The organism is Lactobacillus sp. ESL1191 (assembly GCF_058504435.1).
The window spans coordinates 874172-893616 of record NZ_CP196365.1 but is presented as its reverse complement, the minus strand read 5'-3'; the positions used below and the strand labels follow the sequence as shown (position 1 = coordinate 893616).

The 19445-nt window shown below is 44.6% G+C and carries 17 protein-coding genes; all 17 read left to right on the top strand.

The genetic code is table 11. The features are described from left to right. The first annotated feature begins 149 nt into the window (after positions 1-149). The 17 genes from pyrH to grpE all read left to right on the top strand — a co-directional run bounded on the left by pyrH (position 150) and on the right by grpE (position 19427). A complete protein-coding gene (pyrH, locus tag ACSYSN_RS04695) occupies positions 150-875 on the top strand; it encodes a UMP kinase (RefSeq protein WP_317636890.1) in 726 nt (241 codons plus the stop codon). Then, positions 875-1432, top strand: a complete 558-nt coding sequence (frr, locus tag ACSYSN_RS04690) for a ribosome recycling factor (protein WP_317636889.1) — start codon at positions 875-877, stop codon at positions 1430-1432. The genes pyrH and frr overlap by 1 nt, the downstream gene beginning before the upstream one ends. Before the next feature lie 4 nt (positions 1433-1436). Further along, entirely contained in the window at positions 1437-2171 is a 735-nt protein-coding gene (gene uppS / locus ACSYSN_RS04685) for an undecaprenyl pyrophosphate synthase (RefSeq protein ID WP_491711776.1), read from the top strand. A gap of 8 nt (positions 2172-2179) precedes the next feature. Further along, complete coding sequence (locus tag ACSYSN_RS04680) at positions 2180-2977, top strand: phosphatidate cytidylyltransferase (RefSeq protein ID WP_491711775.1); 798 nt, start codon at positions 2180-2182, stop codon at positions 2975-2977. Between the two features lie 10 nt (positions 2978-2987). Then, a complete protein-coding gene (gene rseP / locus ACSYSN_RS04675) occupies positions 2988-4244 on the top strand; it encodes an RIP metalloprotease RseP (protein WP_491711774.1) in 1257 nt (418 codons plus the stop codon). Positions 4245-4279: 35 nt separating this feature from the next. Next, positions 4280-5980, top strand: coding sequence for a proline--tRNA ligase (locus ACSYSN_RS04670; protein ID WP_491711773.1), 1701 nt, complete (start codon positions 4280-4282; stop codon positions 5978-5980). Between the two features lie 5 nt (positions 5981-5985). Then, on the top strand, positions 5986-10293 hold the full coding sequence (locus tag ACSYSN_RS04665; protein WP_491711772.1) for a PolC-type DNA polymerase III: 4308 nt from the start codon (positions 5986-5988) through the stop codon (positions 10291-10293). A gap of 106 nt (positions 10294-10399) precedes the next feature. Beyond that, entirely contained in the window at positions 10400-10873 is a 474-nt protein-coding gene (gene rimP / locus ACSYSN_RS04660) for a ribosome maturation factor RimP (protein ID WP_491711771.1), read from the top strand. 18 nt (positions 10874-10891) lie between these two features. Next, positions 10892-12115 (top strand): transcription termination factor NusA, encoded by a 1224-nt coding sequence (gene nusA, locus ACSYSN_RS04655; RefSeq protein ID WP_491711770.1) that lies wholly within the window; start codon positions 10892-10894, stop codon positions 12113-12115. 18 nt (positions 12116-12133) lie between these two features. Beyond that, positions 12134-12430 carry an RNase P modulator RnpM gene (gene rnpM, locus ACSYSN_RS04650; protein WP_491711769.1) on the top strand — a complete coding sequence of 99 codons (297 nt, stop codon included), beginning with the start codon at positions 12134-12136 and terminating at the stop codon, positions 12428-12430. A gap of 2 nt (positions 12431-12432) precedes the next feature. Further along, positions 12433-12744 (top strand): L7Ae/L30e/S12e/Gadd45 family ribosomal protein, encoded by a 312-nt coding sequence (locus tag ACSYSN_RS04645; protein ID WP_317636880.1) that lies wholly within the window; start codon positions 12433-12435, stop codon positions 12742-12744. 4 nt (positions 12745-12748) lie between these two features. Next, positions 12749-15388: a translation initiation factor IF-2 gene (gene infB, locus ACSYSN_RS04640; protein WP_491711768.1), complete on the top strand. Its 2640-nt coding sequence runs from the start codon at positions 12749-12751 to the stop codon at positions 15386-15388. A gap of 18 nt (positions 15389-15406) precedes the next feature. Next, complete coding sequence (locus ACSYSN_RS04635) at positions 15407-15769, top strand: ribosome-binding factor A (protein ID WP_317636878.1); 363 nt, start codon at positions 15407-15409, stop codon at positions 15767-15769. 40 nt (positions 15770-15809) lie between these two features. Next, positions 15810-16703 carry a tRNA pseudouridine(55) synthase TruB gene (gene truB, locus ACSYSN_RS04630; RefSeq protein ID WP_491712904.1) on the top strand — a complete coding sequence of 298 codons (894 nt, stop codon included), beginning with the start codon at positions 15810-15812 and terminating at the stop codon, positions 16701-16703. A 19-nt stretch (positions 16704-16722) separates the two neighbouring features. Next, on the top strand, positions 16723-17655 hold the full coding sequence (gene ribF, locus ACSYSN_RS04625; RefSeq protein WP_491711767.1) for a riboflavin biosynthesis protein RibF: 933 nt from the start codon (positions 16723-16725) through the stop codon (positions 17653-17655). A 116-nt stretch (positions 17656-17771) separates the two neighbouring features. Continuing rightward, positions 17772-18821, top strand: a complete 1050-nt coding sequence (gene hrcA / locus ACSYSN_RS04620; RefSeq protein WP_491711766.1) for a heat-inducible transcriptional repressor HrcA — start codon at positions 17772-17774, stop codon at positions 18819-18821. Positions 18822-18833: 12 nt separating this feature from the next. Beyond that, entirely contained in the window at positions 18834-19427 is a 594-nt protein-coding gene (gene grpE, locus ACSYSN_RS04615) for a nucleotide exchange factor GrpE (protein WP_491711765.1), read from the top strand. Positions 19428-19445 lie beyond the last annotated feature (18 nt).

The following is a 19445-nucleotide window of genomic DNA, read 5'->3' as shown; positions in this document are numbered from 1 at the left end:
TATAATTAATATCGGCAAAATAATTGTTTTTAAAAGCAGAAGTGCGCTTGAAAAAGTTGCGAATATTAAAAGTAATTGTCTTTTGTTTTGGATGCCCACATTTGCCAGCTTTCTATGTTAGAATAATTAAAGTTATAGAGGAGGTTGTCATGTCTAAAGTTAAATATCAGCGGATTGTTTTGAAGATTTCTGGTGAAGCTCTGGCTGGTGAAAAGGGGAGTGGAATCAATCCCACGGTCATCGGTCACTTAGCTAAAGAAATTAAGTCAGTGCATGATTTAGGAGTTGACATTGGAATCGTCTGCGGCGGCGGTAATATGTGGCGGGGCGAGACCGGTGCTAAACTTGGCATGGAGCGTTCGCAAGCTGATTACATGGGCATGCTCGCTACGATCATGAACGGTTTAGCCCTTCAGGATGGCTTAGAGCATGTAGGTGTTCCCACCAGACTGCAGACTTCCATCGAAATGAGGCAAATCGCTGAACCTTATATCAGGAGAAAGGCAATCCGCCACCTTGAAAAAGGCCGGGTGGTCATTATGGGTGGAGGCACTGGTAATCCCTACTTTTCAACTGATACAACCGCTGCTTTGCGGGCAGCCGAAATTGATGCGGATGTGATCCTGATGGCCAAGAACGGAGTTGACGGAGTTTACTCTGCTGATCCTAAGCTTGATCCTAATGCTATCAAGTATCAGGAACTAACCCAGTTAGACGTTATTTCGAAAAACTTAAAAGTCATGGACAGAACTGCTAGCTCACTTTCAATGGATACAAACATTCCCCTAATTGTGTTTAACGTGAACACCGATGGTAACATCAAAAAAGTTGTCATGGGCGAGCAGATTGGTACAGTAATTGAAGGAGAAAAATAATGAATAACGATGTAATAAACAAAGCCCAAGCAAATATGGACAAATCGATCACTGTTTTTGAAAAAAATCTCGCCTCAATCCGGGCAGGCGTGGCTAATGCAGCGATTTTAGACGGTATCCAGGTTGACTACTATGGCGCACCCACGCCCCTGACCCAAATGTCTAGCGTGACCATTCCTGAACCACGAGTACTCTTGATTACACCATACGACGAAAGCAGTCTTGATAATATTGAGCATGCGCTGATGGCATCAAACCTGGGCTTGACACCTGCAAATGATGGCAAGGTTATTCGGCTAGTAATTCCGCAGCTGACAGGTGAGCGCCGCCAAGAAATTGCTAAGCAAGTGAACCAGGAAGCTGAAGAGGGTAAGATTGCCGTCAGAAATGTCCGCCGAGATGCCATGAACAGTCTTAAGAAGCAACAAAAAGATGATGAAATCACTGAAGATGAACAGCGCAATTTAGAAAAGCAAGTTCAAAAAATCACTGATGCTGCAACCCAAAAAATTGACCAACTGGCCGACCAAAAGCGGAAAGAAATTACGCAAGGCTAAGTAAATGGCAGAGAATAAAAATCAGCTTAACCACTTGGCAATTATTATGGATGGTAACGGGCGCTGGGCTCGTCAACAGGGCAAGCCCCGTGTTGCTGGACATTATGAGGGTATGAACAATGTAGAGCGCATCACCTTAGCGGCAGATCGATTAGGTGTGAAAGTTTTGTCACTCTATGCCTTTTCAACCGAAAATTGGGCTCGTCCTAAAGAAGAAGTGGCCTATCTGATGAACTTGCCCGTGCGCTTTTTTGACAAGTTCATGCCGACTTTGATGGAAAATAAGGTCAAAGTTAATATTATGGGATACTTGGACGACTTACCGCGCAAGACACATCAAGTGGTGGAGCGAGCCATGGCACAAACTGGTGAAAATAAGGGTTTAGTTTTAAATTTTGCCTTTAATTATGGGGCAAGAGATGAAATCACTTCGGCTGTCAAAGCCCTTGCCAAAATGGTTGAGACCGGTGAAATTAGTAGTGAGCAAGTTGATGAACAAATGATTTCTGAGCGACTGATGAGTGCTAAGCTGGGTGATTATCCAGATCCGGACTTGTTAATTAGAACATCCGGTGAACAGCGGTTGTCCAACTTTATGCTGTGGCAGTTAGCGTATTCTGAACTAGCCTTCAGCCCGAAAAAATGGCCGGATTTTACTGCATCAGACTTAGAAGAATTCGTTACAGAATTTCAACAGCGCCATCGTCGCTTTGGTAAAGTTGACGAATCAGATAGTTAGGTAATGATATGAAACAACGTGTAATTACAGCAGTTATTGCTTTAATCTTATTTATTCCCATTGTTATCATGGGTGGATTGTGGATGGACTGGCTAACCGTAGCTTTTGCAGCGGTAGGCATCAGCGAGATCTTTTTAATGAAAAAGCAGATCTTGATTTCAGTCAATTTTTTGCTAGCACTCGTAGCAACTGTTACCTGGGCTGTTCCCGATAATTTCTTTAAGGGCGCACCCTTTAACTGGTCTAAGTATGGGGTATACTTTGGGCTAGTCATGTTGATGCTCAGTTGGACGGTCTTGTCGAAAAACAAGACCAGTTTTGATGATGTCAGTGTCTATACACTTGCCTCACTCTATATCGGAACCGGCTTTCACTACATGGCCGGAATTAGAAACAGTCGCAATGGTCTAGCACTGCTCTGCTATGTCTTTGTGGTTGTTTGGTTAACTGATACTGGGGCCTACATGATTGGCCGCAAGATTGGTAAACATAAGTTGTGGCCGGTAATTAGCCCTAACAAAACTTGGGAGGGTTCAATTGGCGGTACTATTTGTGCGGTTATTTGTGCCGCAATTTATGCTTACTTTATTAATGTTGGTCACCCCTTGGTTGAAATGGTGGTAATTGCGGTCGTTTTATCAATTGTTGGTCAAATGGGCGACTTGGTTGAGTCTGCCTACAAGCGTTTCTATGGCGTAAAAGATTCTGGCAAGATTTTGCCCGGTCACGGCGGTATTCTAGATCGTTTTGACAGCATGCTGTTCGTCTTGCCCGTTTTTGCCGCACTATTAGGAATCGTGCACTAGGAGAAGATAATTGAAGGGTATACTGATTTTTTTAGTCGTCTTTGGCCTGTTGGTTTTTGTGCATGAATTTGGTCACTTTATTGTTGCCAAAAAATGTGGTATTTTGGTGCGTGAATTTTCGATTGGGATGGGGCCAAAATTGTTGCAAATCAGACGCAATCCCACCACTTATACGATTCGCTGGTTACCTCTGGGCGGCTATGTGCGCCTTGCCAATAAGGATGATGAAAGTAAAATCGATCTCGGGACGACGGTTATCCTGCAGCTGAATGAGCAAAAGCAGGTGGTCAGGATTGATGCTTCAGAATCGGATTTACCTATTGAGGGTATTCCTGTGCAAGTTACTCAGGTTGACTTAGTTGATGATCTGACAATCACCGGTTATGAGAATGGCAATGAAGAAAATGAAGTCACTTATCAAGTAGCCCGCAATGCGACGATGATTGATCAATCAAAGACTGAACTCGTTATTGCGCCGCGGGACACCCAGTTTCAGGAAGCCAATGTCTGGAAGAAGCTGGCTACTAATGTGGCCGGTCCATTGATGAATATCATCTTAGGTTTTGTCGTGTTCATGATGTGGACTTTTACAGTTCCGGGTCCGGCCACTACAACCATCGGTAAGGTTGTGGCGGATTCGCCAGCTGCGGCTGCTCATATCGAAGCAGGTACCAGGATTGCAGCCATTAATGGGCATAAGACCATGAACTTTGATGAGATCTCACAACAAATCGACCAAAGTAAGGGTAAAACCCTAAAAATAGATCTGGTCAAGGCTGGTCGCACTGAAAGGGTTAATGTCCGTCCCCAAGCCGTTAAGGTGCAAAAACAGACGGTCTACCAAATTGGTATCCAGGCACGCGGAGATGAGCGTGCTAGTGCAAAGGCTAAGCGGGGCTGGGATACGGCAGTGTCGACAACGGGAATGATTTTTAACGCGGTCGGTGGTTTATTCAGACACTTCAGTCTAAATAAGTTGTCTGGCCCGGTAGGTATTTACTCCCAAACTTCGCAAGTATCACAGATGGGTTTTTCTTATCTGCTAGCCTTTTTGGCGATGATTTCAATTAATTTGGGGATTGTCAACTTGATTCCGATTCCCGGTCTTGACGGTGGTAAGTTCTTGCTTAACCTAATTGAAATCGTCCGCGGAAAAGCAATTTCTGAGGACCATGAGGCAATGGTAGAGCTGGTTGGCTTTGGCTTACTGCTAGTCTTAATTATTGCGGTAACCGGTAATGATATCTACCGCTACTTTATTAAATAAAATTTTTAAAAACCACTGTTCGTGAGGAGAAAATTATGCGTCAATCTTTTTTATTTATGCCAACTTTGAAGGAAGCACCATCGGATGCAGTCGCTGCAAGCCATAAGTTAATGCTGCGGGGAGGCTATGTCCGCCAGGTGACTGCTGGTGTGTACGCATACTTACCGTTGGGCTTCCGGGTACTGGGCAAGGTTCAACAGATTATGCGTGAAGAAATGGCTAAGATCAATGTGCCAGAGATGATTATGCCGGAATTGTTACCCGCTACGCTTTGGGAAGAATCAGGTAGGTGGCAGAAGTATGGCCCCGAAATGTTCAAGCTGAAAGACCGGCACGACCGCCAAAGCATGCTAGGGCCAACTCACGAAGAGACTTTTACCGAAATTGTGGCTAAAGGTCTTAAAAGCTATAAACAAATGCCGATTGCGCTTTACCAAATTCAAAATAAGTTTCGTGATGAGAATCGACCGCGTTTTGGACTTTTGCGTACCCGTGAATTCATTATGCTTGATGCCTATAGCTTTGCCGCCACGACAGCACAATTAGATCAGCAATTTGATGGTGAAAAGCAGGCGTTTGAGGCTATTTTTCAGCGTTGCGGAGTCAAAGTGGTGCCGGTAATTGCTGACTCGGGAACAATGGGCGGTAAGAATTCAACCGAATTCCAAGCTCCAGCAGCAATCGGTGAAGATACCATTGCCACTAATGAAACCGGCACGTATTCAGCTAACTTAGAAATGGCAGTCAGCCTTGATACCTTCACGCCAGACCAAGAAGCGGCAGCCGAACTTAGTGAGGTAGCCAGTCCGGAACAAGAAACGATTGCCGAATTGGCAGACTTTTTACAGGTACCGGAGACTAGAATAGTTAAGAGTGTCTTGTATATTGTGAATGAAGCAGAACACGTGTTAGTTTTAATTCGCGGCGACAAGCAGATTAATGAAGTTAAACTCACTCACTTGCTCGACGCCGATGCTTTGCGAACAGCAACAGATGCTGAGCTAGAGGCAATTACCGGAGTTCATAAAGGTAGTGTAGGTCCAGTTAAAGCAGATTGGGCTGACCAAATTATTGCGGATGACACTGTCAAGGACCTGACTAATGTAGTTGTGGGGGCTGGCAAGGATGGTTACCAGTACAAGAATGCTAACCTCAACCGTGATTTTCAGGTAGACCACTATGGCGATATCCGGGTGGCCAATGAGGGTGAACCAGATCCCGTTGATCATTTGCCGCTGCAATTTACCACTTCAATTGAGGTTGGACACATTTTTAAACTGGGTACTTATTACACCAAAACAATGGGGGCTGACTTCCTCGATCGGAATGGCAAGGCCCAACCGGTGATCATGGGTTCATACGGAATTGGTGTTACCCGGTTACTATCGGCGGTGATGGAGCAGCACCTCACTAAGTTTGGAATAGCTTGGCCAAAAGAAATTGCTCCCTTTGCTATTCACATTGTGCAGATGAAGATGAAGGATGATAAGCAGACTGAACTAGCCCAAGCTTTGGAACAAAAATACGGGGCCCGCTATGACGTCTTGTATGATGACCGTAATGAGCGGGCTGGCGTTAAGTTTGCGGACGCTGACCTGGTTGGTGCGCCGATTCGGATTACTATCGGTAAAAAAGTCGCTGAAGGTGTTGTGGAAGTTAAACGCCCAACCGATGAGCGGGCGGTTGAAGTAACAACCAGTGAATTAGCTGCTTTGATTAATAAAGAGTTAGGATAATTTTCGTGACTAATAAAAACGAACTTTTCTTACAACTTTTGCAACAAATTAACTTTCCTGATCAGTTTGAGGATAACGACTTGCTGCAACAAGGTGAAATTGAGAACGTGGATGTGTACGCTAAAGAACATAGGTGGGATATTCATGTTCTTTTTACTACACCGTTGAAATTCGCCACTTATGATGCTTTGAACAAGGCGATTAGTGCTAACTTTTCGGCTTTTGTAGAAACGCGCTTGTTTGTTCGATCTCAAGATGGTGCGGACGAATATTTATGTGAATATTGGAACTATGCCGTGCAGCATTCGCAATATTTACAGCAGGTAGCCCGCGAATTCATCTCCAACCATCAACCCAAAAAAGACCAGGGACGCTGGATCATTCCGGTTGATAACCTGGTTGTAGATGGGCTGCTAGAGCAAAAAATGCTTGATCAGTTGGCCGAAGAAATGCGTAATTACGGCTTTTTCAACTTGAAATTTGTCACGGAAATTGACGAAGCTAATTCGCAAAGTAACCTAGCCAGTCTGCAACAACTGCAAGAAGAGCACGAGCAGATTATGCAGGAGGCCTATAATGCGGCACCTCCCAAAGAAAAGGTGAAATCGCCGTCATACCCCACCCAAAAAATCCGCTATGGCAACCGTAAGCTGGATGAAAAGTCACCTGTTACCCAGATTAAGGAGGTAACTGACGGTTCGCGTAACGTAGTTATTGAGGGAAATATTTTCAACGTCAGCACGCGTGAACTAAAAAATGGTTCAATCATTTTTACGGGTGAGATTACCGATTACTCAGATTCAATTGGCTTTAAAAAGTTTGTCTCGGACAAAGAACAGATGAAGAGCATCAGTGACTTAAAGCCAGGCGTTTGGGCTAAAATGCAGGGAAGCGCAGCTGAGGATCAGTGGGACCATGACGTTGTGTTCAATATTTCCGCCTTTGAAGTAGTTGAACACCTGGGTCGGCAAGAACAATATACTGGCACCACCAAACGAGTCGAATTGCACTTGCACACCAATATGAGCCAGTTAGATGCCACCAATACGGCAACTGACTATGTTCAGGCAGCCAAAAAATTTGGGCAACAAGCAATTGCCATCACTGATCATGCTGACGTTCAGGCCTTTCCTGAGGCTTACAATGCAGGCAAAAAGAACCAGGTGAAGATTATTTATGGCCTTGAGGCCAATATGATTGATGATCATGCCTTGTTAGTCCTTAATCCGGCACCACTGACCTATGAAGATCAAGAATTTGTGATTTTTGACGTTGAAACGACCGGTCTTTCCTCAGTCTACGATACAATTATCGAAATTGGAGCGGTTAAAATGAAAAATGGTGAGGTCATTGAACGCTTCGATGAATTCATCAATCCACACCATCCGCTAAGTGAACAAACCATTAACTTGACTTCAATTACTGATGAAATGGTCAGTGCTGCAGCTGACGAGGAAGTTGTCATCAAGCAGTTTCAAGCCTTTTATGGTGAGCGGCCGCTGTGCGGCCACAATGTGCAATTCGATCTTGGCTTCATTAACGCTGCCTTGCGCCGCTCTGGTCTAGCAGAAGTTATCCAGCCAGTGGTTGATACACTAGAAGTATCACGTCTTTTGCACCCAGAACAGACGCGGCATACTTTGGACTCATTGGCCAAGAAGTACAATGTGGTTTTAGAGCACCATCACCGGGCCAATCAGGATGCCGAGGCTACTGGTTATTTGATGTTTAAGCTGTTAGATGCTTTTAAAGAAAAATTCGGTGAAGATGACCTCGGCAAGATGAATGACTATGCAACTCGCGGGCAGGTCTTTAAGCGCGCCCGCCCCCAGCACATGACTATCTTAGCCCAAACACAAGCTGGTCTTAAAAATATGTACAGACTGGTATCACTGGCTAATACGGAGTACTTTTACCGTATTCCGCGAACACCTAAGTCTGACTTAGTCAAGAATCACGAGGGACTGCTATATGGATCGGCTTGTTCTGAGGGTGAGGTCTTTATTGCAATGATGCAAAAGGGCTATGATGAAGCTCGAAAAAAGGCGAAATTTTATGATTACTTGGAAGTTCAGCCGCCGGCTAACTATGCTGAATTAATTGCGGACCACCTAATTGCGGATGAGGCGGAATTGGAAGAAATTTTGACTAATATCTACAAACTAGGTAAGGAATTGGGTAAGCCAGTTGTGGCTACCGGAGATGCGCACTATGTAGAAGAGCACGATGCAATTTACCGGACAATCTTGGTTTCTGCGCAAAGAAGTAACCCCAACCGCAACAAAAAGCAGCCTGATATGCATTTTTACACTACACAGGAGATGTTAGCTGCGTTTGACTTCTTAGGAGCAGCGGCGGCAAAGGAGATTGTGATTACTAATCCTAACCAGCTCGCGGCCTCAACCGCAGAGATTGCTCCGATTAAAGACGGGCTGTACCCGCCGCATATTGAAAATGCAGATGAGGAAATGAAGCGCTTGACCTATGACAAGGCGCATGAACTATATGGGGCTGAGTTGCCAAAAAATGTTCAGGATCGGCTTGAAATGGAACTCAACTCGATTATTTCGAATGGGTATGCCGTTATTTACCTAATTTCGCAGCGTTTGGTTGCCAAGTCCAACAAGGATGGCTACCTAGTTGGTTCCAGGGGGTCAGTTGGTTCAAGTCTGGTGGCCACAATGTCGGGCATTACCGAAGTTAACCCGCTGGCGCCGCACTACCGCTGTCCTACTTGTAAATATTCGCAGTTTTTTGAAAACGGTGAATATGGTTCCGGGTATGATTTACCTGATCAAAAATGCCCTGAATGCGGTAGTAATTTGGTTAAAGATGGACAGGATATTCCGTTTGCGACCTTCTTAGGCTTTCACGGGGATAAGGTGCCCGATATCGATTTGAACTTTTCGGGTGACTATCAACCAGTTGCCCATAACTTCATCCGAGTAATGTTTGGTCCGGGGAATTCATACCGGGCAGGCACAATTGCCACGGTTGCGGACAAGACGGCTTATGGCTACGTTAAGCATTATGATGATGAAAAAGAACTGAACCTGCGGCGCGCCGAACTTGATCGGTTGGCTACTGGTGTAACTGGAGTTAAACGGACAACCGGCCAGCACCCTGCCGGAATTGTGGTTGTACCCGATGATATGGATATCTATGACTTCACTCCGGTGCAGTATCCGGCGGATGACGTCGATGCGGCTTGGAAGACGACGCACTTTGATTTTCATTCGATTCACGACAATATTCTTAAGTTCGATATTCTGGGGCATGATGATCCGACGATGATCAGGATGCTACAGGACCTTTCTGGTGTTGACCCGCTGACCATTCCACCGGATGATCCAGGCGTGATGTCACTGTTTTCTAGCCCTAAAATTTTGGGGGTAACGCCAGAACAGATCGATTCTAAAACGGGCACACTGGGTGTTCCTGAATTTGGAACTAGGTTTGTGCGGGGCATGTTGGAAGAGACCAAGCCAACGACCTTTTCAGAGCTGCTACAGATTTCTGGGCTCTCGCACGGAACCGATGTCTGGTTGGGCAATGCTGAGGAATTGATCAATAATAAGACCTGTGTGCTGAAAGAAGTAATTGGTTGTCGGGACAATATCATGATGGACTTGATTCACTGGGAGGTGAAACCGGAAGTAGCGTTCTCGACGATGGAATCCGTAAGGCATGGCCGCGGCATTAGCGAAGAGGACATGAAAGTTTTACAGCAAAACGACAAAATTCCTAGCTGGTATATTGAATCCTGTCTTAAGATTAAGTACATGTTCCCCAAAGCCCATGCCACAGCCTATATCTTAATGGCATTACGGATCGCCTGGTTTAAGGTCTACTATCCGGAGATCTATTACACCGCCTACTTTTCCGTGCGTGCCAGTCTTTTTGACCTGGTAGCCATGAGTCACGGCAAGAATACCGTGAAAAAGGCGATGGCCGATATTCAAAAGCAGGGCAATGATGCCGCGGCCAAGGATAAGAGTTTATTGACAGTCTTAGAAATTGCTAATGAGTGTTTGGAACGGGGCATCAAAATTAAGATGGTCGATATTGAGCAGTCGGAAGCGTTGAACTTTAAGATTATTGATCAGCACACGATTTTAGCTCCCTTTAACGCGGTGCCAGGACTTGGTAATAATGCTGCTAAGCAAATAGTAGCGGCGCGAGCTGAGCAGAAGTTTTTGTCTAAAGAAGATCTGGCCCAAAGGGGTAAAGTTTCACAGACAATTATGGAATACCTAGAGGATAATGGTGTGTTGGCAGGGATGCCTGACCAAAATCAACTCTCCCTCTTTTAAAATTTTGCAGATTAAGAATAAATGTGATATACTTCTTAAAGAAGTTCGAATAAATAATTCGGAGTGAGCAGCTTATGCTCACTCTTTTTATTACGGAGGAAAGTACTTGGCGAAAGTTGCAGATTCTGTTCTCGCTGAAATTAGTTCCATTGTTACCGCGCGTAATGATGATCTGGTTGATGCAGAATACGTAAAAGAAAAGGGTCAAAATTATTTAAGAATATATGTTGATCGGGAAAATGGAATTGACATGGATGAAATTGCAGGCTTAAGCGAACTAATTTCGACTAAGCTAGATGCAATCAGCCCCGATCCCTTTCCAGATCCTTACGTTTTGGAATTGTCTTCACCGGGTATTGAGCGGCCGCTTAAAACCGCTAAAGATTGGGAAAAGGCGCTGGATAACTACGTTCACGTTGGTCTTTACCAAAAACTTGATGGTGAAAAGGAGTATGAGGGGACACTTAACTCATATGATGACGATCAAATTGAGTTGGAAATAAAGATCAAAACAAGCAGGAAAAAGTTATCCATTCCGCGTAAGTTAGTTGCAAGCATTCGTTTTGCAGTTGAATTTTAGAAAGGCCGATTAAAACTTATGTCTAAAGAAATGCTAGAGGCGTTCACGACTTTAGAAAAAACTAAGGGAATTAAACAGGACGTTATCGTTGAAGCAATTAAGGCAGCTTTAATTGCAGCTTATAAGAAAAACTATAACCAGGCCACCAATGTGGTAGTCGAGTTTGACGAGCGCAAAGGTGACTTTAAGCTGATGAGCGAGAAAGTTGTGGTTGAAGAAGTTCATGACGACCGGCTTGAGATCAGTCTGAAGGATGCCTTAACTATCAACAAGGCTTATGAACTTGGTGATAAAATCCGCTTTGAAGTTGCTCCCAAAAATTTTGGGCGGATTGCTGCACAAACCGCCAAGCAGGTTATTATGCAACACTTGCGGGAAGCGGAAAGAAACCATATTATTGATGAATACTCACAATATGAGGATGAATTAATCACTGGTACGGTTGAAAGGCACGATAATCGCTTCGTTTATGTTAAAATTGGTGATGTCGAAGCGGTGATGCCTCGTAATGATCAGCTGCCCAATGAAAATTATCATCCCCAAGATCAAATTCGCGTGTTGGTAACCCATGTGGGATCTGATTCTAAGGGTGCACAAATTACGGTTTCCAGAACTGCACCGGATATGGTCAAGCGGCTCTTTGAACAAGAAGTTCCAGAAATTTTTGATGGGACGGTGGAAATTGTTTCGATTGCTCGCGAAGCTGGTGACCGAACTAAGATTGCGGTTAAGTCTAACGATCCTAGTATTGATCCGGTCGGCACTTGTGTTGGCCAACGGGGTGCACGGGTTCAAAATGTGGTCAACGAACTTGACGGCGAAAATATTGACGTTGTTAAATATGAAGAAGATCCATCTGATTTTATCGCTAATGCTCTTAATCCAGCGGAAGTTATCGCTGTGCAGTTTGGCGATGAAGAAGATGAGAAGAGTGCCTTGGTGATCGTTCCGGATTACCAGCTGTCTTTAGCAATCGGCAAGAAGGGCCAAAATGTGCGCTTAGCAGCTCGGCTGACGGGTTACAAGATTGATATTAGACCCGAATCTGAAGTTGAATTTGTTGATGAAGACGTTGAGGAAGTCAACGAAGAAAACGAAGCAGCGCTTGGTGAGACTCAAGGCACAGAGCTGGTAGCAGAGACACCTGATGAAGTAGTTGATTTGACTGCTGCTGAAGACCATGTGCAGGACGAAGAAGCTGATCTGGCAGAGGTTGAAAGTAGCAATACTGACGAAGAATAGGCAAGGGGTGAGTTCTTTTTGAAAAAAAGGAAAATTCCAATGCGAAAAGATTTACTTACTAATACCATGCAACCCAAGAAGGAATTAGTTCGTATTGTAATCGACAAGGAAAAAAAGGTCGCCGTCGATCCCACTGGTAAGCAGCCGGGCCGTGGTGCCTATGTTTCGCTTAATCCAGAAGAGATTAAGCGGGCTCAGAAGAAGGGCGTACTTGAGCGCAGTCTGGGTGCAACTGTGCCAGAATCATTTTATGAAGAACTATATTCCTATGTTGACCATCAAAAGGCTAGGAAAGAATTGTTTGGTGATCAGTAAATTTGCAAAATAGACAAAAGGCATTAAATTTGCTAGGGCTAGCAGAACGAGCAGGGAAGCTGGTTTCAGGACTAGAGCTAGTCTTGCTAGGCTTAAAAGCAAAAAAAGTAAAAGTAGTTATTTTGGCTAATGACAGTCATGCAGATACCAGCGAAAAGGTTACTAGGCTCGCTAAACAGAATGATATAGAAATCATTTCTAACTTTACTAGCAGTGAAATCTCGCATGCCGTGGGCAAGCAGCGTAAGGTAGTAGGACTGACCGATACCGGTTTCTTCAAAGCATTAGTACAAAAGATTAATGAAGGAGTGTGATTGGATGGCTAAAAAAAGAATTTATGAAATTGCAAAAGAACTAGGCATCGAAAATAAAGTTGTGGTCAATAAGGCAAAAGAGCTTGGATTCGATGTTAAGAACCATATGTCATCACTAGAAGATTCGCAAGTGAGTCAATTGAAGGGTACTTTTAATAACCCCACTCCTGTAAAAAAACCGGCAAAAACCGAAAAAAAAGGCGGTAAAATCAAGATCTCTGTAACCTCAATTCGAAAAAATGAGAAAAATCAGGATGACAGCAAAAAAGAGCGGGACAACGGTCATAACAGAAATAGGCGGTCAAATCGGTCGCGGTCTAGACAAGACCAGGCCCGTCAAGAAACCACTTCAAAGCAAGTACCAAAAAGTCCTAAGCCGGCCGCCCAAGACTTGCTCAAACAGTTAAAACAAAAGCAACGTGTTGACCAAAGCACGATGACCCAACCGGCCGCAGAAACACGTAAGTTAGATAATGAGGACAAGCAAACGCCAAAATCCAGTGAACAGACCAAACCAAGCCAGCATACCGTCAAGCAGGTAGCTAAGACCGAAACAAGACCAGCGACCGTCTCTGGTCCTAAAATCATTAAGCCATCACCAGCTAGAATGAAGTCGAGTCCAGAAGTCGCTCCTGTTTCAAAGGCTGAAATGGCTAAGACTAATGGCGGACCTGAGCCTGTCAAGGAAGACAAGCGCCGCGGTAATGGTCATAATACGCGTAATTTTGGCAAGCCAGGCCGGAAAGGAAGCAATCAGAACTTCGGTGGCAATAATAACTATGCCAAGCATCAAGATAAGCGCAAGAATAAGAATAAGAAGCGGCAGTTTGATCCGATTCCTAAAAAGCAACCAACTCAGAGAAAAGAACGTCCTCTGCCAGATGCATTAGTTTATGAAGTTGGGATGAATGCCCAGGACTTAGGTAAGCTTTTGCACCGGGAACCAGCCGAAATTGTGAAGAAGCTGTTTATGTTGGGCGTAATGACCAATCAAAACCAGTCGCTTGACAAGGACGCGATTGAGCTCGTTGCTGCTGAATACGGAATTGACGCACAAGAAAAAGTTCATGAAGATATTTCTGATATTGATAGCATGTATGATAAGCTCATGGATGAGTCAAAGCAGTCCAAACATCAGGTTAAACGTCCACCAGTTGTGACCATCATGGGTCACGTCGACCATGGTAAGACAACCTTACTTGACCGCTTACGCCATACTCACGTTTCTGCGCATGAAGCAGGTGGAATTACCCAAAAGATTGGTGCCTACCAAGTAAGGATTGATGATAAGCCAATTACCTTCCTGGATACACCAGGTCATGCTGCCTTCTCTAACATGCGTGAACGGGGTGCTGAAGTTACTGATATTGTTATCTTGGTTGTTGCCGCCGACGACGGGGTCATGCCGCAAACTATTGAGGCAATCGACCATGCCAAAAGTGCTAAGGTGCCAATTATTGTAGCAATTAATAAGATGGATGCGCCTGGTGCCAATCCTGCCCACGTCACAGAACAATTAATGAAATACAACTTGATTCCGGAAAATTACGGTGGCGAGACCATTTTCGTTAACATCTCTGCTAAAACAGGTGAAAATGTTGACGAATTATTGCAGATGATTTTACTGCAGGCAGATGTGATGGAACTTAAAGCTGATCCTACTCAAAAGGCCATTGGTACGGTAATTGAGGCCCACCTGTCGCGGGGACGTGGTCCCGTTGCGGACTTGCTCGTGCAACAAGGTACGCTTCATACCGGTGATCCAATCGTTGTTGGTAACCGCTTCGGGCGCGTACGGGTGATGACGAATGATCGTGGTCGTCAAGTTGAGAAGGCCACCCCATCGATGCCGGTTGAAATCACCGGACTAAATGATGTTCCAGAATCTGCTGATAAGATTGTAGTCTTTGATGATGAAAAGACCGCGCGCAGTGTCGGTGAACAACGGGCTCAAGCAGCTTTACAACATGCACGTGAAAACGTGCAGCACGTGACGTTAGACAACCTGTTTGACACGATGAAGAAGGAAAACATGAAGGAAGTAGGCGTAGTCTTAAAGGCCGATGTTCAAGGATCAGCTGAGGCTTTGCAACAATCACTTGAAAAGATTGAAGTTGAAGGTGTCCGGGTGAACATCATTCACGCTGGGGTCGGAGCGGTTAATGAATCGGACGTTACGCTGGCTGCTGCTTCAAATGCCTTTATCATTGGCTTTAACGTGCGTCCAACTGCCACCGCCCGGTCTCAAGCTGAAGCCGATGGGGTCGACGTTCGCTTATACAGCATCATTTATAAGGCAATTGACGACGTGAAGGCAGCTATGCAAGGAATGCTTGAGCCAACCTATGAAGATAAGGTCGTTGGTAACCTGACGGTGCGTGAAACTTGGAAAGTTTCTAAAGTTGGCACAATTGCTGGTGCTTTTGTTGATAATGGCTACGTCTCACGTGATTCAGAAGTCAACCTCATTCGCGATGGTGTGGTTGTCTATACTGGTCAGGTGGCTTCACTTAAGCGGTTTAAGGATGACGTCAAGGTAGTCAAGCAAGGTTTCGACTGTGGCTTGACGATTGAAGGGTACAATGACATCAAGGTCGGTGACGAACTTGAAGCTGTTGAACAGCAGGAAGTTAAGCCTAAGTAATTATCCTGGGAGGAAAACATGAAGCATAGAATTGGTCGTGTTGAAGGAGAAATCCTCCGTGAATTAACTAAAATTTTGCGGAAAAATATCCGTGATCCACGTGTCAATGATGTTACCATTACGGCGGTGGAATGTACTAATGACCTGTCGTATGCCACCATCTATTACAGTATTTTGTCTGAAGATAGGCAAAAAGAAGAAGAAGCTGCTGCTGGTTTAGAAAAAGCAAAAGGAATGATGCGGCACTTGCTTGGACAAAGCTTGACCGTTTATAAGGTTCCTGAACTAATTTTTAAACGGGACAACTCAGTCAAGTATGGTAGCAAAATTGATCATCTGATTGCTGAACTAAAGAAACAGGATGCGGATCGTAACAATTAAGCAAAGCGCTGTTGAGCGCTTTTTTAATGGGCAAGGTAAAATAATGAATGGAATTTTAGTAATTGACAAAGATAAGGGCATGACCAGCAGTGATGTGGTCTACCAGTTACGGAAAATATTGCATACCAAAAAGATTGGCCATGCAGGGACCTTAGACCCTGATGTCACCGGTGTTTTGCCAATTGCAGTGGGCCAGGCCACCAAGTTGATTGAGTTAATGCATACTAAAGGCAAAGAATATGAAGGAACTGGCATCTTAGGCTTTGCGACCGACTCGTATGACGTCAGTGGAACAGTCTTAAACGAAAAAAAGATAACCAGTGCAGTGTCCGCTGATGAACTTAAAAAAGCCATGCAAAAATTTGTGGGTACGATTGAACAAGTGCCGCCAATTTATTCTGCAGTTCGGGTTAAGGGCAAGCACCTGTATGAATATGCGCGGGCTGGCATTGAGGTGGAGCGGACCCGTAGACAAGTAACGGTTTCAGCGTATGACTTAGTTGGCGCGCCGACCTTTGATGAGCAGCGCGGCCAAGTTACTTTTAACTTTAAAATTGCCTGCAGTAAGGGTACCTATGTGCGCTCACTGGTCAATGATTTGGGAACGGTACTGGGCGTTCCGGCAGTGATGAAAAGTTTGCGCCGTACGGTTAGCTCAGGCTTTGACCTCAGTCAGGCCGTTAAACTTGACCTAATAGCTGGCAGTCCAGCACAGGTCCCAGACTTTCTGCAACCTCTTGACCTTTTTTTTAAGGATTACCAGCAGGTTGAACTTAGTGCCAGTCAGTGGCTTAAAGTCAATAATGGGGCGGCCATTACATTAAAAACGAATGCAAAAAAGGTGGCCTTACGGTACAATGGTAGGGTTAAGGCAATTTATCAAAAAGATGATTATAACTACCGTCCTGAATTAATGCTTTTACAAAATAATTAGGTGAAATGAAGGTCTTATCGTGCAAATTATTCATTTAACTTATCCGCTTAAAGAAAATCTTATCCCGGGGCCAATTGTGCTGGTACTGGGCTTTTTTGACGGAGTTCACCGCGGTCATCAACAATTGATTAAGATTGCGCAAGAGCAGGCCAAGCAGAAGGGACATCCACTGGTCGTGATGACTTTTAACCGACATCCCAAAGAGGTATATCAAAAGGCAGAGGTAACCTACATCGATAGTTTGAATGAAAAAGCATATAAAATGCGCAAGCTTGGGGTGGACTATTTGCTGGTGATGCATTTCAATGATCGTTTAAGCAAGCTGACCGCTCAAGAGTTCGTCGACCAGATTGTGGTTAAGCTGCAGGCGGATACCGTAGTGGCTGGGTTTGATTATACTTACGGGCCCCGAGCTGTCGCCAACATGAAAAACTTTCCCAATTTTGCTAAGGGGCGCTTTGATATTATCGAAGTTCCCCAGCAGTCATATGACGGTCAAAAGATTGGGTCGACCGAAATTAAGGATGCGATAAAGGCTGGTGAAATGGCACTGGCGACCGAATTGCTGGGAACGCCCTATGTAATGACCGGAATCGTTGGCCATGGTCTGCGTAATGGTCATAAACTGGGCTATCCGACGGCAAACTTGGTATGGACTGAGCACAAGGTTGTGCCGAAGGTTGGGGTTTATGCCACCAAGACCAAGCTTAAGGGCAAGTGGTACGACTCGATGACTAGTGTAGGCTACAATGTGACCATTCAGGAAGGGCGGCAAATTTTTATCGAATCTAATTTATTTGGATTTGATGAAGAAGCATACGACCAAGAAATGGTAATTAAATGGTACAAGTACACGAGAGGCGAAATTAAGTTTGCTAATTTGGCAGAATTACGAGCCCAGATGGCCAAAGATGAGGCGGAAATCAAGGCATATTTTGCTCATCACCACTAGCCTAATGATTTTATTGGGCAAAATTTAGCACTCGACTTGACTTTCTGCTAAATACTAGTATCATAATAATTGTTAGCACCTGTTTGATAAGAGTGCTAAAAGTGAGGGCGATATCTATGTTGACCGAACGTCAAGAACTAATTTTAAAAACAATTATTAATGATTTTACCCAGACTAATGATCCGGTTGGTTCAAAAACGGTGATGATGCAGTTACCAATTAAGGTGTCGAGTGCGACGATTCGCAACGAGATGGCGGTCTTAGAAGACCAAGGCCTAATTGAAAAAACGCACCTGTCTAGCGGCCGCGTGCCATCAACTGAGGGTTACCGCTATTATCTTGATCACCTGGTAGAACCACTTCAAATTCCGTCTTCTGCCTATGAGCGGATTGTCAATCAGCTGGATCAGCCGTTTCACCAGGTTAATGAAATAGTTCAGGAAGCAGCCAAGATTCTCTCGGACTTGACTAATTATACGGCATTTGCGGAAGGGCCAGAGAGTAGTGCCCTGACTATCACGGGTTTCCGGATTGTGCCTTTGTTTAGTAGACAGATTATGGCGATCTTGGTGACTAGTGACGGCAACGTCCATAACCAAGTTTATAGTTTGCCAACTAATATTCATGGCGATGAAATTGAGAAAGCTGTACGGATGATTAATGATGAGCTGGTGGGAAAGACCTTGAATGAGGTAACGCCTGCCTTGCTTAATCATAATCTAGGCAAGAAGCTGACCAGCAACCATGCTGGTGACTTGTTGGAACTGGTTGAAGAGGTTATTAATGATGCGACCAGTGAACAGATGTATGTCGACGGGCAGATTAACTTGCTCAACAGCTCATCGTTAAGTAATGTGGCCAATTTGAGGTCACTCTATGAGCTGATTGATCATAATGAGTTGATTTCCAGCTTAGTTGACCAGCGGACTAGTAGCCAAATTGGCCAACATCCCATCAGGGTTAGTTTGGGCTCGGAGCTTTCGAATGACTTGCTCAAGGACTACAGTTTGCTTACGGCAGAATACAGTGTTGGAACACATGGCAAGGGGGTAATTGCCTTGCTTGGTCCTAACAATATGCCGTATTCGCAGGTAATAGGACTATTAGAATATTTTAGGAATGAGCTAGCTAAGAAGCTGCTGGAGTATTATGGTCGATTTAAATAAAGGAGGTTAGCCGTGAATAAAGAAAAAGACACCGGTGCTAAAGAACAGAAACAAGGGCAGCCAGAGCAGGCTAAGGTCAAAAAAACCGCTACGGCTAAAGCTAAAACCGCGGCTGCAGCGGACCAAACACCCAAGACCACTGCTGAGCAGGTAAAAGCAGAATTGATTAAGGCCCAAAAGCAAAATCAGGACTTAGAAGACAAGTTCCTGCGCAGTCAGGCGGAAATGCAGAACATGCAAAATCGCTACAATAATGAGCGAAGCCAGCTGATTAAGTATGAGTCACAATCTTTGGCTAAGGATATTTTGCCAGCAATGGATAATTTGGAGCGGGCCCTGTCGACCAAGGTTGATGATGAGGCCTCTAAGCAGCTTAAGAAAGGGGTACAGATGACCCTTGATGCACTCGTTAAAGCCATGAAGGATCATGGTATCAGCGAAATCGCGGCAGCAGGCGGCAAATTTGATCCGACATTACACCAGGCTGTTCAAACAGTTGAAGCGGAAAATGATGATCAAAAGGACACCGTTGTCCAAGTCTTACAAAAAGGCTATTTATATAAAGATCGAACTTTAAGACCAGCAATGGTCGTTGTTGCACAATAAGTGAAAGGAAGTTTATCA